Origin of the sequence: Haemophilus parainfluenzae, from assembly GCF_003252755.1 — a bacterium.
GTDB lineage: Bacteria > Pseudomonadota > Gammaproteobacteria > Enterobacterales > Pasteurellaceae > Haemophilus_D > Haemophilus_D parainfluenzae_N.
Map to the genome: position 1 here is coordinate 162,047 of NZ_QEPT01000002.1, position 24,978 is coordinate 187,024.

21 protein-coding genes are annotated in these 24,978 nt (G+C 39.2%); 19 read left to right on the top strand and 2 right to left on the bottom strand.

What is annotated here, in order from left to right; genetic code table 11:
* Positions 1-7 precede the first annotated feature (7 nt).
* Entirely contained in the window at positions 8-3,112 is a 3,105-nt protein-coding gene (acrB, locus tag DPV95_RS03070) for a multidrug efflux RND transporter permease subunit AcrB (RefSeq protein WP_111406632.1), read from the top strand.
* Between the two features lie 128 nt (positions 3,113-3,240).
* Here acrB and DPV95_RS03075 read toward each other — a convergent pair whose 3' ends face one another.
* Entirely contained in the window at positions 3,241-4,020 is a 780-nt protein-coding gene (locus tag DPV95_RS03075) for a M48 family metallopeptidase (RefSeq protein WP_111406633.1), read from the bottom strand.
* A 121-nt stretch (positions 4,021-4,141) separates the two neighbouring features.
* Here DPV95_RS03075 and mtr point away from each other — a divergent pair, with 121 nt between their 5' ends.
* The 4 genes from mtr (at position 4,142) to tsf (ending at position 8,114) form a co-directional block, all read left to right on the top strand.
* Positions 4,142-5,398 carry a tryptophan permease gene (mtr, locus tag DPV95_RS03080; protein ID WP_111406634.1) on the top strand — a complete coding sequence of 419 codons (1,257 nt, stop codon included), beginning with the start codon at positions 4,142-4,144 and terminating at the stop codon, positions 5,396-5,398.
* Between the two features lie 65 nt (positions 5,399-5,463).
* Entirely contained in the window at positions 5,464-6,237 is a 774-nt protein-coding gene (locus DPV95_RS03085) for a class I SAM-dependent methyltransferase (protein ID WP_111406635.1), read from the top strand.
* Positions 6,238-6,406: 169 nt separating this feature from the next.
* The gene (gene rpsB, locus DPV95_RS03090; protein ID WP_005698638.1) at positions 6,407-7,129 is read left to right on the top strand and encodes a 30S ribosomal protein S2; all 723 of its coding nucleotides are present in this window, start codon (positions 6,407-6,409) and stop codon (positions 7,127-7,129) included.
* 133 nt (positions 7,130-7,262) lie between these two features.
* A complete protein-coding gene (tsf, locus tag DPV95_RS03095) occupies positions 7,263-8,114 on the top strand; it encodes a translation elongation factor Ts (protein ID WP_111406636.1) in 852 nt (283 codons plus the stop codon).
* A 74-nt stretch (positions 8,115-8,188) separates the two neighbouring features.
* Here tsf and DPV95_RS03100 read toward each other — a convergent pair whose 3' ends face one another.
* Positions 8,189-9,748: a phosphoethanolamine transferase gene (locus tag DPV95_RS03100; protein ID WP_111406637.1), complete on the bottom strand. Its 1,560-nt coding sequence runs from the start codon at positions 9,746-9,748 to the stop codon at positions 8,189-8,191.
* A gap of 125 nt (positions 9,749-9,873) precedes the next feature.
* On the opposite strand from DPV95_RS03100, the gene pyrH reads away from it, so the two are divergent.
* The 14 genes from pyrH to DPV95_RS03170 all read left to right on the top strand — a co-directional run bounded on the left by pyrH (position 9,874) and on the right by DPV95_RS03170 (position 24,806).
* The gene (gene pyrH, locus DPV95_RS03105) at positions 9,874-10,587 is read left to right on the top strand and encodes a UMP kinase (protein ID WP_005699771.1); all 714 of its coding nucleotides are present in this window, start codon (positions 9,874-9,876) and stop codon (positions 10,585-10,587) included.
* A gap of 125 nt (positions 10,588-10,712) precedes the next feature.
* Entirely contained in the window at positions 10,713-11,270 is a 558-nt protein-coding gene (gene frr, locus DPV95_RS03110) for a ribosome recycling factor (RefSeq protein WP_005696784.1), read from the top strand.
* An 89-nt stretch (positions 11,271-11,359) separates the two neighbouring features.
* Positions 11,360-12,559: a 1-deoxy-D-xylulose-5-phosphate reductoisomerase gene (gene ispC / locus DPV95_RS03115; RefSeq protein ID WP_111406638.1), complete on the top strand. Its 1,200-nt coding sequence runs from the start codon at positions 11,360-11,362 to the stop codon at positions 12,557-12,559.
* A 40-nt stretch (positions 12,560-12,599) separates the two neighbouring features.
* Complete coding sequence (gene uppS, locus DPV95_RS03120; protein ID WP_111406639.1) at positions 12,600-13,319, top strand: polyprenyl diphosphate synthase; 720 nt, start codon at positions 12,600-12,602, stop codon at positions 13,317-13,319.
* Between the two features lie 11 nt (positions 13,320-13,330).
* Positions 13,331-14,197 carry a phosphatidate cytidylyltransferase gene (locus tag DPV95_RS03125; protein ID WP_049383878.1) on the top strand — a complete coding sequence of 289 codons (867 nt, stop codon included), beginning with the start codon at positions 13,331-13,333 and terminating at the stop codon, positions 14,195-14,197.
* Positions 14,198-14,205: 8 nt separating this feature from the next.
* Positions 14,206-15,537 (top strand): sigma E protease regulator RseP, encoded by a 1,332-nt coding sequence (rseP, locus tag DPV95_RS03130; protein ID WP_111406640.1) that lies wholly within the window; start codon positions 14,206-14,208, stop codon positions 15,535-15,537.
* 26 nt (positions 15,538-15,563) lie between these two features.
* Complete coding sequence (gene bamA / locus DPV95_RS03135; protein WP_049367886.1) at positions 15,564-17,951, top strand: outer membrane protein assembly factor BamA; 2,388 nt, start codon at positions 15,564-15,566, stop codon at positions 17,949-17,951.
* A gap of 103 nt (positions 17,952-18,054) precedes the next feature.
* Positions 18,055-18,663, top strand: coding sequence for an OmpH/Skp family outer membrane protein (locus tag DPV95_RS03140; protein WP_005696778.1), 609 nt, complete (start codon positions 18,055-18,057; stop codon positions 18,661-18,663).
* Positions 18,664-18,675: 12 nt separating this feature from the next.
* Positions 18,676-19,701 (top strand): UDP-3-O-(3-hydroxymyristoyl)glucosamine N-acyltransferase, encoded by a 1,026-nt coding sequence (gene lpxD / locus DPV95_RS03145; RefSeq protein WP_049367885.1) that lies wholly within the window; start codon positions 18,676-18,678, stop codon positions 19,699-19,701.
* Positions 19,702-19,796: 95 nt separating this feature from the next.
* Entirely contained in the window at positions 19,797-20,246 is a 450-nt protein-coding gene (gene fabZ / locus DPV95_RS03150) for a 3-hydroxyacyl-ACP dehydratase FabZ (RefSeq protein WP_075875086.1), read from the top strand.
* 23 nt (positions 20,247-20,269) lie between these two features.
* Positions 20,270-21,058: an acyl-ACP--UDP-N-acetylglucosamine O-acyltransferase gene (gene lpxA / locus DPV95_RS03155; protein ID WP_049367884.1), complete on the top strand. Its 789-nt coding sequence runs from the start codon at positions 20,270-20,272 to the stop codon at positions 21,056-21,058.
* A 95-nt stretch (positions 21,059-21,153) separates the two neighbouring features.
* Entirely contained in the window at positions 21,154-22,323 is a 1,170-nt protein-coding gene (lpxB, locus tag DPV95_RS03160) for a lipid-A-disaccharide synthase (RefSeq protein ID WP_049367883.1), read from the top strand.
* Positions 22,316-22,918, top strand: a complete 603-nt coding sequence (gene rnhB, locus DPV95_RS03165) for a ribonuclease HII (protein WP_049367882.1) — start codon at positions 22,316-22,318, stop codon at positions 22,916-22,918. The genes lpxB and rnhB overlap by 8 nt, the downstream gene beginning before the upstream one ends.
* 34 nt (positions 22,919-22,952) lie before the next feature.
* A complete protein-coding gene (locus DPV95_RS03170; protein ID WP_049367881.1) occupies positions 22,953-24,806 on the top strand; it encodes an SLC13 family permease in 1,854 nt (617 codons plus the stop codon).
* Positions 24,807-24,978: the final 172 nt, after the last annotated feature.

Genomic DNA, 24,978 nt, shown 5'->3' on the forward strand with positions numbered 1-24,978 from the left:
AAAGCGAATGAAATTTACCGATATATTTATTCGTCGTCCTGTTTTGGCGGTTTCGATTAGCTTGTTAATCATTATTTTAGGATTACAAGCGATCTCGAAATTGGCTGTGCGCGAATATCCGAAAATGACCACGACGGTGATTACGGTGACCACTGCATATCCAGGGGCGGATGCGAACTTAATTCAAGCGTTTGTTACTTCCAAAATTGAAGAGGCGGTAGCGCAAGCAGATAATGTGGACTATATGTCTTCAAGCTCTAGCCCAAGTACGTCAACTGTCACCGTAAAAATGAAATTAAATACGGATCCGAATGCGGCCTTGGCAGATGTTTTAGCTAAAGTTAACTCAGTTCGTTCTGAATTACCAAGTGGTATTGAAGATCCAACGATTTCTTCATCAACCGGTGGTTCGGGGATTATGTATATTAGTTTCCGTTCTGACAAGCTTGATGCAAGCCAAGTGACTGACTATATTCAACGCGTAGTCAAACCTCAGTTCTTTACTGTAGAAGGGGTGGCGAGTGTGCAGATCTTTGGTGCATCTGAGTACGCACTTCGTATTTGGTTAGATCCAGAAAAAATGGCGGCTCAAAACCTTTCTGCCACACAAGTGATGTCCGCATTATCAGCGAATAACATTCAAACAGCAGCAGGTAATGATAATGGCTATTTTGTAACCTATAAAAACAAAGTAGAAACCACGACAAAATCGGTTGAAGAATTAGGTAACTTAATTGTGACGTCTAACGGTGATAAGTTAGTACGTTTACGCGATATCGCTGATATTGAATTAAATAAATCAAGTGATAGCTCACGTGCGGTAGCGAATGGCGCAGATTCCGTTGTATTAGCGATTAATCCAACTTCGTCAGCAAACCCATTAACGGTAGTTGCGAAAGTGCGTCCGCTATATGACAGTATTAAAAATAATCTGCCGGATGCTATTGAATCTGACATCTTATATGACCGTACAATTGCGATTAATAACTCCATTAATGAAGTAATCAAAACGATTGTTGAGGCAACGCTGATCGTGTTGGTGGTGATTACCATGTTTATTGGTTCATTCCGTGCGATGTTAATCCCGGTTATCACCATTCCGATTTCATTAATTGGGGTAATCATGTTGCTTCAATCATTTGATTTCTCTATTAACTTGATGACTTTGCTGGCATTGGTTCTAGCCATTGGTTTGGTGGTGGATGATGCGATTGTGGTATTGGAAAACGTAGACCGCCACATTAAGTTAGGTGAAACACCATTCCGTGCGGCGATTATTGGTACGCGTGAAATTGCCGTTCCGGTTATTTCCATGACTATAGCCTTGATTGCGGTATATTCTCCAATGGCGTTAATGGGCGGTATTACGGGTACGTTGTTTAAAGAGTTTGCTTTAACCCTTGCTGGAGCAGTATTTATTTCCGGTATCGTAGCATTAACGCTTTCACCAATGATGACCAGTAAATTGCTAAAATCCAATGAGGCTCCAAGTAAATTGGAACAACGAGTAGAGCATACCCTTAGTAAAGTGAATGCAGCTTATGCGTATGTACTTGATTTGGTGATGGTAAACCGTAAATGTATGTTGATGTTTGCGGCGATTATCTTTGCAACCTTACCCGTGTTGTTTAAATCGCTTTCGAGTGAATTAACACCAGCAGAAGATAAAGGGGCATTTTTAGCGATTGGTTCAGCACCGTCTAACGTAAACGTGGATTATGTGCAAAATGCGATGGCACCTTATCAAGAGATTTTAAAAAATACGCCAGAAGTGCAGTTTGCTATGACAATTTCAGGCGCACCAACTTCTAACCAATCTTTAAACGTCATTACGTTAAAAGACTGGAAAGAACGTTCAAAAAGCCAAACAGCTATCATGAATGAGTTGAATGAAAAAGCGAAATCTATTCCTGAAGTGTCTGTACAAGGCTTTGCGTTCCCAGAAATTGATACAGGGGAGCAAGGTCCTCCAATTGGTTTTGTGATCAGCACATCACAAGACTACGGTGATTTAGCAAATGTGGCGGGTAAATTCTTAGAGGATATGCAAAAATCCAGCAAGTTCGTTTATACCAATCTCGATCTTAAATTTGATACCGCTCAAATGCGTATTAAGATCGACCGTGAAAAAGCGGGGACTTACGGTATTACAATGCAACAAATCAGCCGTACATTAGGGAGTTTCTTATCTGCCGCAACTATTGAACGTGTGGATATTGATGGTCGAGCTTACAAAATTATTTCCCAAGTAAAACGTGACAATCGTTTATCTCCGGAAAGTTTTAATAAGTATTACATCACCGCAGCAAATGGTACCTCTGTTCCATTAAGCAGCTTGGTAACGGCTACATTGGAACCGCAACCAAGTACATTGCCTCGTTTCAGCCAGTTAAACTCTGCGGTGATTAGTGCTGTACCGATGCCAGGTACTTCAATTGGTGATGCGATCCAATGGTTACAGGACAATGCGAAAAATACGTTACCACAGGGTTATAACTATGACTTTAAAAGTGAAGCGCGTCAGTTAGTACAAGAAGGTAATGCACTTGCTGTAACGTTCTTACTTGCGGTAGTGATTATTTTCTTAGTCTTGGCGATTCAGTTTGAATCAATTCGCGATCCAATCGTGATTATGATTTCCGTACCGTTAGCCGTGAGTGGTGCGTTATTAGCCTTAAATGCCTTTGGATTTGTAGGGATTGCTGGAACGACACTCAATATCTACTCACAAGTGGGTTTGATTACCCTGGTTGGTCTTATTACGAAACACGGTATTTTGATGTGTGAAGTAGCGAAAGAAGAGCAGTTAAACCACGGTAAAACGCGTATTGAAGCGATCACTGAAGCGGCTAAAGTACGTTTACGTCCAATTTTGATGACTACCGCTGCGATGATTGCAGGTCTTGTACCGTTGCTTTATGCAACAGGTGCAGGTGCGGTATCTCGTTTCAGTATTGGTATCGTTATCGTGGCAGGTTTGGCAATCGGTACATTGTTTACCTTGTTCGTGTTGCCAGTAATTTATTCTTACATTGCAAGCGAACACAAACCGTTACCAGTGTTTGATGAAAATGTAAAACCAATTGAAGGTCACATTAACGAACAACATTAATTGAAAATACGATAAAAACAAACCGCACTTTGATTTTTCAAGTGCGGTTTTCTTTTTGAGATTAAAAAAGCGAACATGATGTTCGCTTTTTATTTATGAAAGTGCGGTCAATTTTTTGACTGTTTTATTTAGCCATTTTTATTTTTAGCGGCTTTGTAAAGTTCCATTGCTTCTGGTAATAAGCGTTGTAAGTTTTCTTGACGGGACTCATCACTCGGGTGAGTAGAAGCTAACACATCAAGTGCCCCTTTAGAACCACCAGAGGCTTTAGCCATTTTTTGCCATAAACCTGGTGCGACTTGAGGATTGTAACCTGAGCGAGCCATTAGCATTAATCCAACTTCATCCGCTTCAGTTTCAGCACTACGCGAGTAAGGCTTATCTAAAGCAAAGTCTTTAGTAAGAGTAACTAAATCAGTCACGTCGGCTCCAACGACAACAGATAGAGCTGTTCCACCAATAGCGCCAGCAATCGCACTCATGGTGCCGAAGTTGGCTTTGGCTTTACCGTGTTCTTTTAAGGCGTGTGCCATTTCATGACCCATTACAACCGCGATTTCATTATCGCTTAGTTGTAAGGTATCCACTAAACCTGTATAGAAAGCCATTTTCCCGCCAGGCATAGCCCAAGCATTGAGTTCTTTAGATTTAATGACATTAATTTGCCAGTCAAACTCCAAGCCTGTCTCATTCTCTTGGTTAGCATAAGGCACCATTTTGTTAAAGACATGATGAATACGTCTTGCGGTATTTGATGTGGTATCAATCGCACCTTGTGAGCGAATTTTCCCCATTTCTTGTGTATAGCTGCTTGCTGCTTCTTGATTGATTGAGGCAGAATCCGCACAAGACGTGATAACCGCCCCTGCTAAAACAGCAAAAGCAAAACTTTTGAGTTGTTTTTTCATAAATTATCCTTTTGTTGAGATGGCTGATTATATAAATTTATTGCATATTGTCGATACAAAAAGATTGTCTTTTAATTTTGTACTATTAAAATAGTGCAAATTTTTATTTTAGGACTTAACGATGACAATAAAAAAATCTCCTTCTTTATTAGGCGGCGCTATGATTATTGCGGGTACCGCGATTGGTGCTGGCATGCTTGCTAACCCAACCTCGACAGCAGGTGTATGGTTTATCGGCTCTATTCTGGCTTTGATTTACACTTGGTTCTGTATGACCACATCAGGTTTGATGATTCTAGAAGCCAACTTACATTATCCTACCGGCTCAAGCTTTGACACCATCGTAAAAGATTTGTTAGGGAAAGGTTGGAATATTATCAATGGTCTTTCTGTTGCTTTCGTCTTATATATTTTAACTTATGCTTATATCACCTCTGGTGGTGGTATTACACAAAACTTGCTTAATCAAGCTTTTGGCTCAGCAGAAAGTGCGGTCGATATTGGACGTACTTCTGGTTCCTTAATTTTCTGTTTTATTCTTGCGGCTTTTGTATGGCTTTCCACTAAAGCTGTAGACCGTTTCACGACGGTATTGATTGTTGGAATGGTAGTCGCTTTCTTCCTTTCTACCGCAGGTTTATTGAGCTCTGTAAAAACAGAAGTGTTATTCAATAGTATTGCAGAAGGCGAGCAAACCTATTTACCTTATTTATTGACCGCACTTCCTGTTTGCTTAGTGTCTTTTGGTTTCCACGGAAATGTACCGAGTCTCGTAAAATATTACGATCGTGATGGTCGTCGTGTAATGAAATCAATCTTTATTGGTACAGGCTTAGCCTTAGTGATTTACATCTTATGGCAGCTTGCGGTGCAAGGTAATTTACCTCGTACAGAATTTGCACCCGTAATTGAAAAAGGCGGCGATGTATCGGCATTATTAGAAGCATTACACAAATATATTGAAGTGGAATACATTGCGGTTGTATTGAATTTCTTTGCTTATATGGCTATTGCAACCTCATTCTTAGGGGTAACGTTAGGTTTATTTGATTATATTGCCGATTTATTTAAATTTGATGACAGCGTATTAGGCAGAACAAAAACCACATTGGTAACATTCTTACCTCCACTATTGTTAAGTTTACAATTTCCTTATGGTTTCGTGATTGCCATTGGTTATGCCGGATTAGCTGCAACAATTTGGGCTGCAATCGTGCCAGCACTGCTTGCTAAAGCAAGTCGCCAAAAATTCCCAAATGCGACTTATAAAGTGTATGGCGGTAATTTTATGATTGGCTTTGTAATCTTATTCGGTGTGTTAAATATTGTGGCACAAGTAGGCGCAAACTTAGGATGGTTTGCAAGTTTCGCAGGATAAGTTTTCGCGTTAATATTGTAGGGGCGTATCGAATACGCCCTTTTTAATTTTACATAGGAAACGAGATGAGTAACCAAGCGAGCGTTTACGATAAAGAAAACTTCTTTACACTTTATCAAAAACTTCGATCTAACCCCATCAGTCTCAATGAAATAGTGGAAAAGCCGACTATGCTTTCCCTGTTACCTGATTTACAAGGAAAAAAATTGCTCGATCTAGGTTGTGGAACGGGCGGACACTTACAACTCTATTTAGAACGCAATGCGGAGAGCGTAGTGGGAACAGATCTTTCAACTAAAATGCTAGAACAAGCTGAACAAGATCTGCAAAAGTGCGGTCAATTTTCAGGACGTTTTTCGTTATATCAGTTACCGATGGAAAAATTAACGGAATTGCCAGAAAGTGATTTTGATGTCATTACTAGCTCTTTTGCTTTTCATTATATTGAGGATTTTCCCGCTTTATTAGCGATGATAGCCAATAAGCTTAAGCCTAACGGCACATTAGTTTTTTCCCAAGAGCATCCGATTGCGACTTGCCATAAAGAAGGGGAACGCTGGGAAAAAAATGAGCAAAAACAGCAAGTCGCTTATCGTTTAAATCATTACCGTGATGAAGGACTGAGAGAACGAAATTGGTTTCAACAACCTTTTAAAACGTATCACCGCACGACAGCAACGATTATTAATGATTTAATTGCCGCAGGTTTTCAAATTGAACAAATGGCGGAACCAATGTTAGCCGAGCAGCCACAATGGCATGATGAATTTAAAGATTTGCGGCATCGTCCCCCTTTATTGTTTATTAAAGCAAGAAAAGTGATGAATTTAACAAAATAAACTGGTTTTTGACCGCACTTTATGGTATAAATCGCACCGCTGTTTTTGGGTTTCAAAAGCAGCGTTTTTAATTATTAACAACACACACATATCATTAAGGCTTAATCGGGGTGCCAAACGGTCGATTAGCTGATATGTGGAGGCTCAACCCCAACAAAAGGAAAATATTATGGCACAAGTTTCAATGCGCGACATGATCAACGCGGGCGTACACTTTGGACACCAAACTCGTTACTGGAACCCACAAATGAAACCTTTCATTTTTGGTGCTCGTAATGGTGTTCACATCATCAACTTAGAAAAAACTTTACCTTTATTCAACGAAGCTTTAGCGGAATTAACTCGCATTGCTAGCAACAACGGTAAAGTATTATTCGTTGGTACTAAACGCGCGGCTCAAGAAGCAGTACAAGCTGCAGCATTAGACTGTCAACAATATTACGTAAACCACCGTTGGTTAGGTGGTATGTTGACTAACTGGAAAACCGTTCGTCAATCAATTAAACGTTTAAAAGATTTAGAAACTCAATCTCAAGACGGTACTTTTGACAAATTAACCAAAAAAGAAGCGTTAATGCGTACCCGTGAGATGGAAAAACTTGAATTAAGTCTTGGTGGTATCAAAGATATGGGCGGCTTACCAGATGCGTTATTCGTTATCGGTGCAGACCACGAACATATCGCTGTTAAAGAAGCAAACAACCTAGGTATTCCTGTATTTGCTATCGTTGATACTAACTCAACTCCAGCTGGCGTAGATTTCGTTATCCCAGGTAACGATGATGCGACTCGTGCTATCCAACTTTACGTTTCTGCAGCTGCAGCAGCAGTTAAAGAAGGTCGTGGTAACGAAGCTCAAGTTGCTGAAGAATTAGCAGCTGACGCAGAATAATTTAAGTTTTGCAATAAGGCGAAGCCCTTAATAATCAAACGATTAATTGGCATAGGGGCTAAAATTTAGCCCCTATATTTTTATCTAAAAGTGCGGTCAAAATAAATCGCATTTTCGACAGAGGATTTTTAAAATGGCTGAAATCACAGCATCATTAGTAAAAGAACTTCGTGAACGTACCGGTGCCGGTATGATGGAATGTAAAAAAGCATTAGTTGAAGCAAACGGTGATATCGAGTTAGCAATCGACAACATGCGTAAATCTGGTCAAGCTAAAGCAGCTAAAAAAGCAGGCCGTGTTGCAGCTGAAGGTGTTATCCTTGCTCGTGTAGAAAATGGTTTCGGTGTATTAGTTGAAATGAACTGTGAAACTGACTTCGTAGCAAAAGATGCTGGCTTCTTAGGCTTAGCAAACGAAGTGGCTGATTTCGCAGCAGCAAACAAAGGTACTACTATCGAAGCATTACAAGCACAATTTGAAGAAAAACGTGCTGCATTAGTGGCTAAAATCGGTGAGAACATGAACATCCGTCGTGTTGCTTACTTAGATGGTCAAGTGATTGCTCAATACTTACACGGTGCGAAAATCGGTGTGTTAGTTGCGGGTGAAGGTTCAGCTGATGAACTTAAAAAAGTGGCAATGCATGTAGCGGCATCTAAACCAGAATTCGTGAACCCAGAAGATGTACCTGCAGAAGTAGTTGAACACGAGCGTCAAATCCAAATTGATATCGCAGTTAACTCTGGCAAACCAAAAGAAATTGCAGAGAAAATGGTTGAAGGCCGTATGAAGAAATTCACTGGTGAAGTTTCATTAACAGGTCAAGCATTCGTAATGGATCCTTCTGTATCTGTAGGCGACTTCTTAAAATCAGTAAATACTTCAGTGTCTAACTTCATCCGTTTAGAAGTAGGTGAAGGTATCGAGAAAAAAGAAGAAGATTTCGCAGCTGAAGTTGCAAAAATCACTGGCGGTAACGCTTAATTTTCTCCATTGAGATATTATAAAAAAGCCGATATTCAATATCGGCTTTTTTGTTATCTTAAATTTGAGATGCTTTATTTCTTTGGACGAATATCGATGGCGGGGTCTGCATCTTTACGATATTTTTCTTCAATCAGTTTTTTCAGCCCATAATCGTCTTTGTCAGCTTGTTCAGAGAATAAATCTTCTTCTAATGTCAGCTTCGGATTTTTAATCCCTATCCAATTAGCGATGCCTTCTAAGAAATTCAAACCAGATTTAAAGGCTTTGTATTCTTTACGTGCCGTATCATCAGATGAAATCTTAAAGAGCGGAATATTATGATGTAATTGGCTGTGACAGTTTTGGTTAAACAAAGTGACGCCATGCTTATCATCTTCTTGATGACATAAACCATGATCAGAGAAATAAATCATCGAGAAAGAGCGGTGCATTTTTTGCTCGTTTTCTTTGAGGGTTTCATACACTTTCTTAATAAAATCATCGGTTTTCTTAATGGATGTAATATAGCAATTTAAGTACTCGTTCTTTTTCTCAATGTCATTATCATTGAAAATTTTCGGATAATCTTCAACGCGATCGCAAGCAAGAGGATGTGAACCATAAATGTGTAAAACAATAAAGCGTTTACCTTGTGTTGGATCTTCTAAAACTTGGGCAAATTTAGGAATTAAATCAAAATCGCTGTAGTTTGTCGAATTAAAGCTCCCGCCTTTTTTCAGGAAAATGGTTTCATCAGATTTTGAGGCTAGAGAGGCGACAGGCGTGTCATATTCACCTAAGAAACCTTGATTAGAAAGCCAGTAGGTTTTTAGACCTGCAGACTTAATGAGATCCACCAAGCTTAAATCATAGTTTGGTTCCCATTTTTCTTTATCAGGTAACGTTAACATTAAGCGCAATGAGGCAACCGTGTTGGTTCCAGCAGATGTCATGCCATCAATCAGTGTACCGTTTGCTGATGACATAAATGGCGTGTCATTAACAGGATAGCCATAAGCATGTAAGTAGTCTTTTCTCGCACTTTCCCCCAAAATAATCACATAATCTTGGTATTTAGAATTTTCTAATGTAGATTGTCCCCAGCTACTTTCCTGTGACATTTTTTTCAATTTTTGCCATTCATTAACGATTTGTACGCTCGAATCTATTGTTTCTTTTAATGGCGCAGCAATCGGTAAGTTATAACCAATTAATAGGGTTGACAGCGCGATAAATGTTTTATTACGATAAAATTTCACCCCAAATTTGATCGCACTTTTGTAATGTAAAAAGACTAAAATTGGAATAGACAATGCCGCTAAATAGCTGCTCACAGGGATTTGCATAAGAAACTCTTTGGTCTCTAACATATCTGTCGCGAGAACCGATGCAATATATTGATAGCTTGGTGCACCAAAATTTAAGCCTGTCGGCGTATAAATTGCGTGTAAGCAAACTAAGGGTAATAAAATAAAATAGAAAGATTTTCGGCTGCTACTTAATAGAATAATGAAAATAGCCGCGAGTAAAATCAGACTAATGGATGGCTCAGGAAACATCCCTGAACCACGTAAAATCAAATAACCGGCAGCAATGGCACAAGCCAAAGAAAAAAGTGCGGTTAAAATTTGTGAGGTTTTTGAAATTTTCATAAAGTTTACCTATAAAATCAAAACGGCGATATTTTATCGCACTTTTCTGACCAATTTCCATTTTTAACTTTTTCGCTCTTTTGCTAGAATAAGCCAAATTTTGTAACCGACAAAGGAAAAGACAAATGAGCCAACCAATTTACAAACGTATTTTATTGAAATTAAGTGGTGAAGCATTACAAGGGGATGAGGGATTCGGTATCGATCCTTCGATTCTTGATCGTATGGCTTTAGAGATTAAAGAATTAATTGAAATGGGCGTGGAAGTTGGTGTTGTGCTCGGCGGTGGTAACTTATTCCGTGGCGCAAAATTAGCTAAAGCCGGCATGAATCGAGTGGTGGGTGACCATATGGGAATGCTTGCAACGGTAATGAATGGTTTGGCAATGCGTGATGCACTTCACCGTGCAGATGTCAATGCGAAATTAATGTCTGCGTTCCAATTAAATGGTATTTGCGATACCTATAACTGGTCTGAAGCAATTAAAATGTTACGTGAAAAACGCGTGGTGATTTTCTCAGCCGGTACGGGTAGCCCATTCTTTACAACAGACTCAGCAGCTTGTTTACGTGGTATTGAAATTGAAGCAGATATCGTATTAAAAGCGACTAAAGTAGATGGTGTATATAACTGCGATCCTGCTAAAAATCCTGATGCCGTGTTATATCATAATTTATCTTATGCAGAAGTGATTGAAAAAGAATTACAAGTAATGGATTTGGCAGCATTCACGCTTGCTCGTGATCACGGTATGCCAATTCGTGTATTTAATATGTGTAAACCTGGTGCGTTACGCAAAGTGGTACTCGGTACAGAAGAAGGCACAACGATTAGTTAATTTTTTAAACGAATAAAATGGCGAGAGACTATCTCGCCTTTTTTATGAATAAATTTATTCAAAACTCCCTAAAAATCCAGTAAAATCACTGTGTTTTATCTTTATTTATTGAAAAGGACAGATGAATGATTAATGAAATCAAACAAGATGCTGAAGCTCGCATGGAAAAAAGCCTCGAAGCGTTGCGTGGGCATATTGCAAAAATCCGTACAGGTCGTGCTCAACCTAGCTTATTAGACGCGATCCAAGTGGAATACTATGGTGCAGCGACACCACTTCGTCAATTAGCTAACGTGGTTGCAGAAGATGCGCGTACTTTAGCGGTAACAGTATTTGACCGTTCTTTAATCAGTGCAGTAGAAAAAGCAATTTTAACTTCTGATTTAGGTTTAAATCCATCTTCAGCAGGTACAACAATTCGTGTGCCTCTTCCGCCATTAACTGAAGAACGTCGTCGTGATTTAATCAAAATCGTAAAAAGCGAAGGTGAACAAGGTAAAGTCGCGATTCGTAACGTACGTCGTGATGCAAATGATAAAATCAAAGCATTATTAAAAGACAAAGAAATCAGCGAAAACGATCAACACAAAGCAGAAGAAATCATTCAAAAAGTGACTGATAGCTATATCAAAAAAGTGGATGAGATCTTAGCTGATAAAGAAAAAGAATTAATGGATTTCTAATTGTCGAACCATGTTTTGGGGCAGACCAAGTGTCTGCCCTTGTTCTATTCTGATGAAGAAATAAAAGCACAAAGTGCGGTCGAAATTTTATGCAAAAACAAAATCTTGTTATTTTAGGATCAACAGGTTCTATCGGTCATAGCACCCTTTCTGTTATCGAACATAATCCCGACAAATACCATGCCTTTGCGTTAGTGGGGGGCAAAAATGTTGAGACAATGTTTGAACAGTGCGTGAGATTTCAACCGCACTTTGCTGCATTAGATGATGAAAATGCAGCAAAGGTATTGCGAGAAAAATTAGCTTCACACCACATTAAAACGGAAGTCTTAGCTGGACAGAAAGCCATTTGTGAGTTGGCAGCACATCCAGATGCAGATCAAATTATGGCAGCCATTGTTGGGGCGGCGGGATTACTACCGACTCTTTCGGCAGTAAAAGCGAGTAAGAAAGTCTTGCTTGCGAATAAAGAATCCTTGGTGACGTGTGGCCAGATCTTTATTGATGCAGTGAAACAGTCAAGAGCAAAATTATTGCCTGTTGATAGTGAGCATAACGCGATTTTTCAATCCTTACCGCCTGAGGCACAAGAAAAGGTTGGATTTTGTCCTTTGAAAGAATTGGGGGTCAGTAAAATTGTCTTAACTGGTTCTGGTGGGCCTTTCCGTTATACGCCATTAAACGAGTTTGAACATATTACGCCAGAACAAGCCGTCGCTCATCCAAACTGGTCAATGGGTAAAAAAATCTCCGTGGATTCTGCCACGATGATGAATAAAGGCCTAGAGTACATTGAAGCGCGCTGGCTCTTCAATGCATCAGCGGATGAAATGGAAGTGATTATTCATCCTCAATCTATTATTCATTCGATGGTGCGTTATGTAGATGGCTCGGTCATTGCTCAAATGGGTAACCCGGATATGCGTACACCCATTGCAGAAACCATGGCTTATCCAAATCGTACCGTAAGTGGTGTAGAACCATTAAATTTCTTTAAAATCAAAGAATTGACATTTATCGAACCTGATTTTAATCGTTATCCAAATTTAAAATTAGCAATCGATGCGTTTGCAGAAGGGCAGTATGCGACAACCGCAATGAATGCAGCAAACGAAATTGCAGTACAAGCCTTTTTAGATGGATATATTAAATTTACGGATATTGCGAAAATTAACCAAGCATCGGTTGAACAAATGCCATCTTCTATCATTTCAAGCATTGATGATGTATTAGCCGTAGATAACCAAGCCCGTGAATTAGCCGATTCGCTGATTAAAAAGTTGATGTAGAATACGTAAAAGTGCGGTCATAAAATTCGAATATTTTAGAATGAAAGAACTTGATAACAATAATATTCCCGAACATGTTGCCATTATTATGGATGGTAATGGGCGCTGGGCGAAGCAACAAAATAAGCTGCGTATTTTTGGCCATACAAATGGGGTGTCAGCCGTACGCCGAGCGGTGAGTTATGCACGACAGACTGGTGTTAAATTTTTGACGTTATATGCATTTAGCAGCGAAAACTGGAATCGTCCCGAGCAAGAAGTGAGCGCTTTAATGACGCTCTTTATGCAAGCGCTTGATCGAGAAGTCAAAAAATTACATAAAAATAATATTCGTTTAAAGATTATCGGTGATGTTTCTCGTTTTAGTGAAAAATTGCAAGAGAAGATCGCAAAAGCAGAAAAGTTAACGGAAAATAATACCGCACTGACTTTAAATATTGCGGCTAATTACGGTGGTTGTTGGGATATTGTTCAAGCGACTCAACAATTAGCTGAAAAAGTAAAAAATAATGAGATTTCGGTGAGTGATATTAATGAATCACTTTTCCAGCAACATTTAGTCACACAAGATGAGCCGCCGGTCGATTTGTTAATTCGGACGAGTGGTGAGCAACGCATTAGTAATTTCTTGCTTTGGCAAATTGCGTATGCGGAATTGTGTTTTTTAGATGTGCTTTGGCCGGATTTTAGTGAAAAAGATTTTAATCAGGCAATTGCCTGCTATCAACAACGTCATCGCCGTTTTGGCGGGACAGAATAAGCGGAGAACTTATGCTTAAAGAACGTGTATTATCAGCCATTGTGTTGATTGCTTTGGTATTATGTGCCTTGTTCTTATTTACCCCATTTTATTTTGCCCTAGCCTTGGGCTTTGTGGCGACGCTTGGTATTTGGGAGTGGGCTCAATTTGCTCGTTTTAAAAATCCTTTAGCACGCCTTTGTATCGCGGCATTTTTAGGTGCATTTATCTTCCTTTGGCTTTATAACGAAGGTAATTATTTAGATGCGGGTCGAGTATTTGAAAACTACTTACCGTTGTTATTACTAAACTCTGTCGGTTGGTGGGCACTTGCATTGGTGTTAGTGGTAACTTATCCAAGCTCAGCGAAGTTTTGGGGTAAAAATATTCCTTTACAACTCCTGTTTGCGTTTTCTACGTTGATTCCTTTTGTTGCCGCCGTCTTACGTTTACGTTTAGATAATTATACGGCTGATCCACATCATGGTTTGTTCTTATTGCTCTATGTATTTGTATTAGTATGGGCAGCGGACTCTGGTGCCTATTTTGCCGGACGAGCCTTTGGTAAGCACAAGCTTGCGCCGAAAGTATCACCGGGAAAAACATGGCAAGGCGTATTTGGCGGCATGATCACCGCGGCGGTATTGGCATTTGTATTTATTCATTTCTCAGGTGAAACCTTATTAGGTAGTCGTGCAATGACTGGTTTTGTTGTGCTTTCTGTGGCAACTGTGGCTATTTCTGTATTGGGTGACTTAGCAGAAAGTATGTTTAAACGTGAATCAGGCATTAAAGACAGTAGTCAGTTAATTCCAGGCCATGGTGGTATTTTAGACCGTATTGATAGCTTAACGGCCGCAGTACCATTCTTCACATACTTCTATTTCTTTGTGTTATAGGATAGAACATGTCGTTTTTGTGGTCGCTTGGCTCATTTATTGTTGCAATTGCCGTACTGGTTGCTGTACATGAATACGGTCACTTTTGGGCCGCAAGAAAGTGCGGTATTAAAGTTCATCGTTTTTCGATTGGCTTTGGTAAAGTAATTTGGCAACGTACAGATAAATTAGGCACAGAGTTTGCGATTTCAGCCATTCCGCTTGGCGGTTATGTAAAAATGCTTGACGGGCGAAATGAAGAAGTTCCCGCAGAATTAAAATCGCAGGCATTTGAAAGTAAATCTGTTGCGCAACGTGCTTTTGTGATTGTTGCAGGTCCCCTTGCTAATTTTATTTTTGCGATTTTGGCATATTGGGTCATTTATGCCGTTGGAATTCCGAGTGTTAAACCGGTTATTGAAAACATAACACCCAATTCTCCGGCTGCAATGGCTCAAATTGAACCGAATACCCAGATTTTGGCAATTGATGGGAAGAATACACCCGATTGGGAAACCATTAATTTATTGCTTACTGATAAGTTAGGTTCTGATTCGGTTGAACTCACATTAACACCTTTTGGTGAAGACCAACCTTATCAACGAACCATTAATCTGCAAAATTGGACATTTGAACCAGATAAAGAAACATCATTTGAAACATTAGGGATCAATCCCGTTTCAAGTAAAGTGGAGATGACACTATCAAAAGTAGTGGAAAACTCACCAGCAGAAAAAGCGGGCTTATTGATTGGCGATAAAATTTTAGCAGAAAATTCGACCGCACTTGACTGGAAAGCTTTTGTCGCACAGGTACAACAAGGTCAACCTTTTACAATCAAGGTGGAGCGAAATCAGGAAATTTTTGACAAAACCTTGCAACCGGAGAAGAATCAAGATGGTAAATGGTTTGTAGGGTTAAGTCCGACGTTCTTAAAAGTTGGCGAACAGTATCGAACTGAATTAAAATATGGTATTCTTGATGCGCTACAAAAAGGTGTGGAAAAGACAGGCCAAATTTCTTGGTTTATTGTGAAGGCAATCGGGAAATTGCTTAGTGGTGAACTTTCATTTTCCAGTTTGGCTGGGCCAATTTCAATAGCACAAGGTGCAGGCGCATCTTCTAACGCAGGTGTGATTTATTTCTTAAGTTTTCTTGCGTTGATTAGTGTGAATTTAGGCATAATGAATTTATTTCCGTTGCCAGTTTTAGATGGTGGACATCTCGTATTTTTGGCGGCGGAAGCTATCAAAGGAAAACCTGTTTCAGAACGGGTGCAAAATTTAAGTTATCGTATAGGGCTAACAATCTTGTTAATTGAAACAATTTTTGTGCTTTTTAATGATTTCTTACGTTTATAACTATTGTTTTTTATAGGATAAAGTCGATGAAAAAACTTCTAATCGCAAGTTTATTATTCGGTACTACAACGAGTGTATTTGCGGCACCATTTGTAGCAAAAGACATTCGTGTTGACGGCGCTCAAGGAGACTTAGAACAGCAAATTCTAGCAAGCCTTCCAGTTCGTAGTGGTCAGCGAGTAACGGATAAAGATGTAGCCAATATTGTACGTTCATTATTCGTAAGTGGACAGTTTGATGATGTTAAAGCTTTCCAAGATGGTGATGCATTAGTAGTGAGTGTTATTGCGAAACCAATCATTTCTGAAGTGAATATTAAAGGTAACTCAGTTATTCCTACAGAAGCATTAAAACAAAATCTTGATGCAAATGGTTTCAAAAGTGGTGATGTCTTAAATCGTGCGAAATTAGAAGAGTTTGCGAAAACCTTAAGAGAACATTATAAGAGTGTAGGCCGTTATAATGCGAAAGTTGATCCAATCGTGACAACTTTACCCAATAACCGCGCAGAAATTACGCTTCAAATTGATGAAGATGATACGGCAAAACTTCGTTCAGTGACTTTTAATGGAAATGAAGCGATTTCTAGTAGCAAGTTACAGGAGCAAATGGAGCTCCAACCAGATGCTTGGTGGAAACTTTGGGGTAATAAGTTTGATGGAACGCAGTTTGACAAAGATATACAAACCATCCAAGATTACTATCATAATAATGGTTATGCAAAAGCAAGAGTGACAAAAACAGATGTTCAACTAAATGAAGATCATACAAAAGCAGATGTTACCATTGATGTAAATGAAGGTGAAAAATACAATTTAAGTTCAGCTCGTATTGTCGGTAACTTAGGTGGTATGGCTGATGAATTGCAACCATTGTTAGGTGAACTTCACTTAAACGATACGTTTAGTCGTGCAGATGTGCAAAATGTAGAAAGCTTAATTAAAGATAAATTAGGTGAACGAGGTTACGGTAGTGCAACAGTTAATACTGTTCCTACTTTTGATGATGCGAATAAAACATTGGCGTTAACCTTTGTTGTTGATGCTGGGCGTCGTTTATCTGTACGTCAAGTCCGCTTTGAAGGTAATACGGTTTCTGCAGATAGCACATTGCGTCAAGAGATGCGTCAGCAAGAAGGCACTTGGTATAACTCACAATTAGTTGAGTTAGGTAAAGTTCGTTTAGATAGAACGGGTTTCTTTGAAAGTGTAGAAAACCGTATTGAGCCAATTAAAGGCTCTCATGACGAAGTGGATGTAGTATATAAAGTAAAAGAACGTAATACAGGTAGTATCAACTTTGGTATCGGTTATGGGACTGAGAGCGGTATAAGTTATCAAGCAAGTGTAAAACAAGATAATTTCTTGGGTACAGGCGCGGCAGTAAGTTTGGCTGGTACACGTAATGACTATGGTACAAGTGTAAATCTAGGTTATACAGAACCATACTTTACTAAAGATGGGGTAAGTTTAGGTGGAAACGTATTCTATGAGACTTACGATAATTCAAAAAGTGATACAGCCTCAAATTATAAACGTACCACTTATGGTGGCAATATTACATTAGGCTTTCCTGTAAATGAAAATAACTCATATTATATAGGTGTAGGCTATACTTATAACAAAATCAGTAATTTTGCGTATGAATATAATCGTACTTTGTATATGAAATCAATGGATTTGCTTGGTAATTCTGTTAAAACTAATGACTTTGATTTCTCATTTGGTTGGAATTATAACAGCTTAAATCGTGGATATTTCCCAACTAAAGGTGTAAAAGCAAGTTTAGGTGGACGTGTAACAATTCCTGGTTCCGATAATAAATACTATAAGTTAAGTGCTGAGCTTCAGGGATTCTATCCATTAGATAGAGATCATCGTTGGGTATTATCTGGTAAAGCTACTGCCGCTTATGCGAATGGTTTAAGCGGTAAAAGAGTGCCATTTTATCAGCTCTATACTGCAGGTGGTATTGGTTCATTGCGTGGTTTTGCATATGGGGCAGTAGGACCTAATGCAATATATTGGCAAAAAGATCGTAATGGTAAAGAAGGTTGGATACCAAACACTGATGTGATTGGTGGTAATGCAATGGCTACCGCAAGCGTAGAATTAATTGTTCCAACTCCTTTTGTATCAGATAAAAGTCAGAATAATGTAAGAACTTCACTGTTTGTTGATGCTGCAAGTGTTTGGAACACAAAATGGAAATCGGATAAAGAAGGGTTACCGTCTAGTGTTTTAGTTAACTTACCTGATTATAGTAAAGCTAGCCGCATTCGAGCTTCTGCGGGTATTGGTTTCCAATGGCAATCTCCGATAGGACCGTTAGTTTTCTCTTATGCTAAACCAATCAAAAAATATGAAAATGATGATGTAGAACAATTTCAATTTAGTATCGGTGGATCTTTCTAATAAGTTGAACTTTTACATCTAATCTAAGTCAAAATCTTCGTTCTGTGTCAGTATGTTAGCTGACACAGAAAAATTTACTAAACTAATTTAAGGAAATTTAAATATGAAAAATGTAGTAAAAATGACCGCACTTTCTTTAGGTCTTGCTCTTGCATCAGGTTTAGCCGCTGCGGATGAAAATATCGCATTTATTAATGCGGGTTATTTATTCCAGAATCATCCAGATCGCCAAGCTGTAGCAAACAAATTAGATGCAGAATTTAAGCCAATGGCAGATAAACTTGCTGCAAGTAAGAAAGAAATTGATGCTAAAATTGTGGCATCTCGTAAAAAAGTGGAAGAGAAAATAGCAGCTCTGCAAAAGGATGCGCCACGTTTACGTCAAGCTGAAATCCAAAAACGCCAAGAGGAAATCACTAAATTTGGTTCTGATGAAGAAGCGGCATTAAATAAATTAATGGAAGAACAAGACAAAAAAGTTGCTGAGTTTCAAGAGCTAAATGAAAAACGCCAAACAGAAGAGCGTGGTAAATTGTTAGAAAGTATCCAAGTGGCAACTAATAACTTGGCAAAAGCAAAAGGTTATACTTATGTTTTAGATGCAAATTCTGTAGTATTTGCGGTAGATGGTAAAGATATTACTGAAGAGGTATTAAAATCTATTCCAGCAACTGAAAAAGCAGCTCCAGCAAAAACTGAAGAGAAAAAATAATAGGTTCTCATAATGCAAAAATCCTATTCTTTACAGGAATTAGCAAAAAAAGTCGGCGGTACCCTTCGTGGTAACGCCGACGTTGTTGTTAATAATATCGCCGCACTGTCAAAAGCAGAACCTAACCAGCTTACGTTTATTTCTAATGCAAAATTTCGTCCTTTATTAGCTGAATCTAAAGCAGGTATTCTTGTCGTGTCAGAAGCGGATGTGGAATTTTGCTCACCTGAAAGTAATTTACTTATCGTTAAAGATCCTTATGTTGCTTATGCAGTATTAGCTCAATATATGGATACTACCCCGAAAGCCGCTCAAAATATCCACCCAAGTGCAGTTATTTCTGAAAAAGCTTCAATTGGTGTAAATGTATCAATTGGTGCAAATGCTGTTATTGAAGAAGGCGTTGTATTAGGCGATAACGTGATTATTGGCGCAGGTTGTTTTGTAGGTAAATTCACAAAAATTGGCGCGGGTACTCAGCTTTGGGCAAACGTAAGCGTTTATCATGAAGTAGAGATTGGACAAAATTGTTTAATTCAATCAGGTGCTGTCATTGGTAGTGATGGTTTTGGCTATGCGAATGATCGTGGTCGCTGGGTGAAAATTCCACAGGTAGGTCAAGTGATTATTGGTAATCATGTCGAAATCGGCGCTTGCACTTGTATTGACCGTGGTGCCTTAGACGCGACAGTCATTGAAGATAACGTCATCATTGATAACCTTTGTCAAATAGCCCATAACGTTCATATTGGCACGGGCACAGCCGTTGCTGGCGGTGTGATTATGGCGGGTAGCTTAAAAGTCGGTCGTTATTGTTTAATTGGCGGAGCAAGTGTGATTAATGGTCACATGGAAATCTGCGATAAAGTAACCGTGACAGGCATGGGCATGGTGATGCGCCCGATTACTGAACCAGGCGTGTACTCATCGGGTATTCCATTACAAACCAATAAAGAGTGGCGAAAAACAGCCGCACTTACCTTGGGAATTGATAGTATGAATAAACGATTGAAAGCCCTTGAGAAAAAACTTGGCTAAGATTTTAAAACGTACCTTAGGGTGCGTTTTATTTTTATACAGAAATATCGTATAATCTCAATGTTTTATTATTATTTATTGTAAAGGTATTAGACGTGTCAGAGAATCAAGTAAGTAAAGTAATTGAAGCAAAAGAAATTATGACCTTATTGCCACATCGTTATCCATTCTTATTGGTGGATCGCGTGTTGGACTATAAAGAAGGTGAGTGGTTAAAAGCAATTAAAAATATCAGTGTAAACGAACCTTGCTTTACAGGTCATTTCCCGAGTGAGCCGATTTTACCAGGTGTGTTAATTCTTGAAGCTTTGGCACAAGCAATGGGATTACTTGCATTTAAAACTCATGAATTAAAAGGTGGCGAATTATTCTATTTCGCAGGTATTGATGAAGCGCGTTTCAAACGCCCAGTATTACCTGGAGATCAAATGGAATTGAACGTTCAAGTGATTAAAGAACGTCGTGGTATTACAGCATTCACTGGCATTGCAACCGTAAACGGTGAAGTAGCTTGTGAAGCCAAATTAATGTGTGCTCGTCGATAATTAAAGAAAATTAAGGGGTAAGTATGATCCACCCAAGTGCAAAAATTCACCCAACCGCGCTTGTTGCTGATGGCGCAGTTATTGGCGAAGATGTTGTTATCGGTCCTTTTTGTATTATTGAAGGAAGCGTTGAGATTAAAGCACGTACTGTTTTAAACTCTCACATTGTCGTGAAAGGCGACACCGTGATTGGTGAAGATAACCAGATTTATCAATTCGCTAGCATTGGTGAAGTAAATCAAGATTTAAAATATAAGGGCGAAGCAACAAAAACCATTATTGGTAATGGAAACCGTATTCGTGAGCATGTGACGATTCATCGCGGCACTATCCAAGGTGGTGGTGTAACATATATTGGTAATAACAATTTACTCATGGTAAACGTACATGTTGCCCATGACTGCCAAATCAAAAATAACTGTATCTTAGCAAATAACGCAACACTTGCTGGTCATGTTCAATTAGATGATTTTGTAATTGTTGGTGGTATGTCTGCGATTCACCAATTTGTGATTGTAGGGGCACATGTTATGTTAGGTGGAGGCTCTATGGTTAGTCAAGATGTTCCGCCTTATGTGATGGCTCAAGGTAACCATGCGCAACCTTTCGGTGTTAACCTTGAAGGATTAAAACGTCGTGGTTTTGATAAACCAACTATGCATGCTATCCGTAATGTTTATAAAATGATTTACCGCAGTGGTAAAACCCTTGAAGAAGTATTGCCGGAAATTGAACAAATTGCACAAACTGAATCTGCAATTAGTTTCTTTGTGGAATTCTTCAAACGTTCTACCCGTGGCATTATTCGTTAATCAACGTTTCTTTTCTCGTTAAGAGAAAATGATGAATAACAAAGAGACCGCACGATGATTTGTTCAAAGTGCGGTCGTTTTTTAGGATAAATTTAATGATTAAAGAAAATCCGACTATTGCAATTATTGCCGGTGAAGTGTCTGGTGATATTCTTGGTGCCGGTTTCATTAAAGCACTTAAACGCCACTATCCGCAAGCTAAGTTTGTCGGGATTGGCGGGGAGCGAATGATTGCTCAAGGCTTTGAAAGCTTTTTTGATATGGAAGAGCTCTCTGTCATGGGGCTAGTGGAAGTTCTCAAACATTTGCCGCGATTGCTAAAAATTCGTCGTAGTATCATCGACCAACTCTCTGACATTAAACCTGATGTATTTATCGGTATTGATGCACCGGATTTTAATCTTACCGTTGAACTGAAATTAAAAGAAAAAGGGATTAAAACCATTCATTACGTAAGTCCATCGGTATGGGCTTGGCGTCAAAATCGTATTTATAAAATTGCTAAAGCGACCCACCAAGTCTTAGCTTTTCTTCCTTTTGAAAAAGCCTTTTATGATCGTTTTAATGTGCCTTGTCGTTTTATTGGCCATACCATGGCAGATGCGATTCCATTAAAACCAAATAGAACGGAAGCTTGCCAGACCTTAGGTATTGATGAAAAGGGACATTATCTTGCCATTTTAGTGGGAAGCCGTGGTAGCGAAGTCGGGTTTCTTACTGAACCATTTCTAAAAACCGCTTTGTTATTAAAAGAAAAATATCCAGACTTGCAGTTTTTAGTTCCTTTGGTGAATGAAAAACGTCGTCAGCAATTTGAGGAAATAAAGGCTCAGATTGCCCCTGATCTCGATATGCATTTAATTGATGGTAAAGCACGCCAAGTGATGATTGCCGCCGAAGCGACTTTACTTGCTTCGGGTACTGCAGCCCTTGAGGCGATGTTGTGTAAATCACCAATGGTAGTGGGGTATCGAATGAAACCTTTCACGCATTTCTTGGCAAAACGATTGGTCAAAACAAAATATATTTCATTGCCTAATTTGTTAGCGGATGAAATGCTTGTGCCAGAAATGATTCAAGAAGATTGCGAACCGCAAAAATTAGCAGAGCAACTTTCTCAGTATTTGGGCGATGACGAAAGTGCGGTCAAATCTCGCAGTGTTTTAATTCAACGTTTTACTGAATTACACAAATTAATTCAATGTGATGCGGACACTCAAGCCGCTCAAGCTGTGATTGATTTATTGGAGCAAAAACATGACTGATTTTGTTTATCCTGAAGGTTATCAATTAGTTGCAGGAGTGGATGAAGTAGGCCGAGGGCCTTTAGTGGGGGCAGTTGTAACGGCTGCAGTGATCTTAGATCCGAATAAGCCGATTGCTGGTTTGGCAGATTCTAAAAAACTCAGCGAGAAAAAACGCCTTGCACTCGCAGCAGAAATTAAAGAGAAGGCCTTAGCTTGGGCAATGGGACGAGCAGAGCCAGCTGAGATCGATGAACTAAATATTCTTCATGCCTCTATGTTAGCCATGGAACGAGCCGTAAAAGCCTTAAAAATTCAACCGCACTTTGTATTGGTGGATGGTAATCGTATTCCGCCTAATCTTGGTTTACCAGCTCAAGCGGTAGTGAAAGGGGATTCAATCGTGGCTGAAATTAGCGCAGCCTCTATTTTAGCAAAAGTCGCACGGGATCAGGAAATGGAAGCATTAGATAGAAAGCATCCTGAATATGCTTTTGCTCAACATAAAGGCTATCCGACCAAATTACACTTGGAAAAGTTAGCGGAACTGGGACCTTTACCTGAGTATCGTCGTAGTTTTTCGCCAGTGAAGAAAGCATTAGGCATAGAAGAATAGTTAGAGTGAAGGTCGTAAGATTAAAGGATAGAGTATGAACACCATTTTTGAGCATGCACTTTGGGTGAGTCCGTTGTTTTGGACATTAATACTGCTTGGTGCTGCCATTATTTTATTTGTACATAATAAAATTCGTATGGATGTGGTGGCATTATTGGTGATGCTATCCTTTTATCTAAGCGGTATTCTCAGTATTCAAGAGATCTTAGTTGGCTTTAGTGATCCTAATATTATCCTCATTGCTTTACTCTTCATTGTAGGGGAAAGTTTAGTCCGTACGGGTATTGCTTATCGTGTGAGCGATGGCATCTTGAAAGTTGCGGGAAATAGTGAAGCTAAAGTACTCATTTTACTGATGCTTTCAGTGGCTGGATTAGGGGCATTTATGAGCTCAACAGGTGTGGTTGCTGTATTTATTCCTGTTGTGATGATGATTTGCCGTCAAATGAATATTTCACCAAAACGACTAATGATGCCATTAAGTGTGGGAGGGTTAATCAGCGGGATGATGACATTAATCGCGACAGCGCCTAACCTTGTGGTAAATGCGGAATTAGTAAAAGACACCAACCTTCGTCTTGAGTTTTTTGATTTCACTCCGATCGGATTGCTAATCTTAGTGCTAGGTATGGGCTATATGCTTATCGCTCGTCGATGGCTTTCGGATAATAGTGATGAAAGTAATCAAGATATGGCGCAGAGCTCCATGAATGAGCTAATTAATGAATATGGTTTGAAAGATCGTACCAAGCGTTTGGTGGTGAAAAGCACATCCCCTTTCGTGGGTAAAACCTTAGACCAACTTCATTTACGTTCTAGCTATCAACTTAATGTGTTGGCGATTGAGCGTTGGAAACATTTCCGTCCAAGTTACATCATGCCTCTTGGCACCTCAGAGATAAAAGCAAAAGATATCCTCATGGTGGATTTGGAACGCTGTGATTTCAATTTTGATATGTTTTGCCAAGAGTTTCATTTAGAACCAGCCGAAATTAAATCTCAATCGTTTGATCAGCAAGCTCGTTCTATTGGGATGGCCGAGTTAATTATTGTGCCAAACTCAGCCTGTATTGGTAAAACCACTGCTGAGTTACAATTCCGCACAAAATACGGTTTAAATGTGGTTGGGATTAAGCGAGATGGCCTGGTATTGAGTGATGCCTTTAAAGAAAAATATCGCTCAGGTGATTTGCTTTTAGTGATTGGTGATTGGCGACTTATTCAAGCGATGCGTGATCGTCGAAAAGATTTCCTGGTATTGAATTATCCGAAAGAAATGGAGCGTGCTGTGCCAGCTCAACGTCAAGCACCGCTTGCCTTATTATCTATTTTAACCATGGTAGTATTAATGGTTTCAGGTGTCGTGCCAAATGTTGTGGCAGCCTTAATTGGTTGTTTAATGTTGGCTTATTTTCGCTGTGTGGATGCTAAAAGTGCTTATGACTCCATTCAATGGCCGAGCCTTATTTTGATTATCGGAATGATGCCATTTTCGACCGCACTTCAAAAAACTGGAGGAGTAGAGTTTGCCGTGAAATGGCTCACACAAATCATTGATGGATGGGGAATGTATCCTGTATTGATTGTGCTCTTTATATTTTGTGCATTAGTTGGACTGTTTATTTCGAATACAGCTACTGCAATTTTGATGGCACCCATTGCGATTTCTCTCGCAACCCAGCTTAATGTGTCTCCCGTGCCATTTGCAATGGTCGTGGCGATTGCGGCTTCAGCTGCATTTATGACTCCAGTATCTTCTCCGGTGAATACCATGGTGGTGGGGCCAGGTGGCTATAAATTTGCTGATTTTATAAAAATTGGCGTACCTTTTACCTTAATTGTTATGTTAGTGACTGTTTTTATTGTGCCAATATTATTTCCATTTTGATTAAAAGAGTAGTCCATTTTTGAGAGTTCTCCCTATGAAAGGGACAAATTTTTTGTTAGTAATTGCAAGAATAAGGTATCATTTTTCTAATTTCTTCCCTTTCCTTAACAATCCTATCCTATCAGGATATTCAGCACCAAAAGAATAATTAGCACAAAGAGCACAGTGAGCA

Excerpts from the sequence above, each read along its gene's own strand:
- acrB (WP_111406632.1), top strand. The coding sequence starts at position 8 with ATGAAATTTACCGATATATTTATTCGTCGTCCTGTTTTGGCGGTTTCG.
- DPV95_RS03075 (WP_111406633.1), bottom strand. The coding sequence starts at position 4,020 with ATGAAAAAACAACTCAAAAGTTTTGCTTTTGCTGTTTTAGCAGGGGCG.
- mtr (WP_111406634.1), top strand. The coding sequence starts at position 4,142 with ATGACAATAAAAAAATCTCCTTCTTTATTAGGCGGCGCTATGATTATT.
- DPV95_RS03085 (WP_111406635.1), top strand. The coding sequence starts at position 5,464 with ATGAGTAACCAAGCGAGCGTTTACGATAAAGAAAACTTCTTTACACTT.
- rpsB (WP_005698638.1), top strand. The coding sequence starts at position 6,407 with ATGGCACAAGTTTCAATGCGCGACATGATCAACGCGGGCGTACACTTT.
- tsf (WP_111406636.1), top strand. The coding sequence starts at position 7,263 with ATGGCTGAAATCACAGCATCATTAGTAAAAGAACTTCGTGAACGTACC.
- DPV95_RS03100 (WP_111406637.1), bottom strand. The coding sequence starts at position 9,748 with ATGAAAATTTCAAAAACCTCACAAATTTTAACCGCACTTTTTTCTTTG.
- pyrH (WP_005699771.1), top strand. The coding sequence starts at position 9,874 with ATGAGCCAACCAATTTACAAACGTATTTTATTGAAATTAAGTGGTGAA.
- frr (WP_005696784.1), top strand. The coding sequence starts at position 10,713 with ATGATTAATGAAATCAAACAAGATGCTGAAGCTCGCATGGAAAAAAGC.
- ispC (WP_111406638.1), top strand. The coding sequence starts at position 11,360 with ATGCAAAAACAAAATCTTGTTATTTTAGGATCAACAGGTTCTATCGGT.
- uppS (WP_111406639.1), top strand. The coding sequence starts at position 12,600 with ATGAAAGAACTTGATAACAATAATATTCCCGAACATGTTGCCATTATT.
- DPV95_RS03125 (WP_049383878.1), top strand. The coding sequence starts at position 13,331 with ATGCTTAAAGAACGTGTATTATCAGCCATTGTGTTGATTGCTTTGGTA.
- rseP (WP_111406640.1), top strand. The coding sequence starts at position 14,206 with ATGTCGTTTTTGTGGTCGCTTGGCTCATTTATTGTTGCAATTGCCGTA.
- bamA (WP_049367886.1), top strand. The coding sequence starts at position 15,564 with ATGAAAAAACTTCTAATCGCAAGTTTATTATTCGGTACTACAACGAGT.
- DPV95_RS03140 (WP_005696778.1), top strand. The coding sequence starts at position 18,055 with ATGAAAAATGTAGTAAAAATGACCGCACTTTCTTTAGGTCTTGCTCTT.
- lpxD (WP_049367885.1), top strand. The coding sequence starts at position 18,676 with ATGCAAAAATCCTATTCTTTACAGGAATTAGCAAAAAAAGTCGGCGGT.
- lpxA (WP_049367884.1), top strand. The coding sequence starts at position 20,270 with ATGATCCACCCAAGTGCAAAAATTCACCCAACCGCGCTTGTTGCTGAT.
- lpxB (WP_049367883.1), top strand. The coding sequence starts at position 21,154 with ATGATTAAAGAAAATCCGACTATTGCAATTATTGCCGGTGAAGTGTCT.
- rnhB (WP_049367882.1), top strand. The coding sequence starts at position 22,316 with ATGACTGATTTTGTTTATCCTGAAGGTTATCAATTAGTTGCAGGAGTG.
- DPV95_RS03170 (WP_049367881.1), top strand. The coding sequence starts at position 22,953 with ATGAACACCATTTTTGAGCATGCACTTTGGGTGAGTCCGTTGTTTTGG.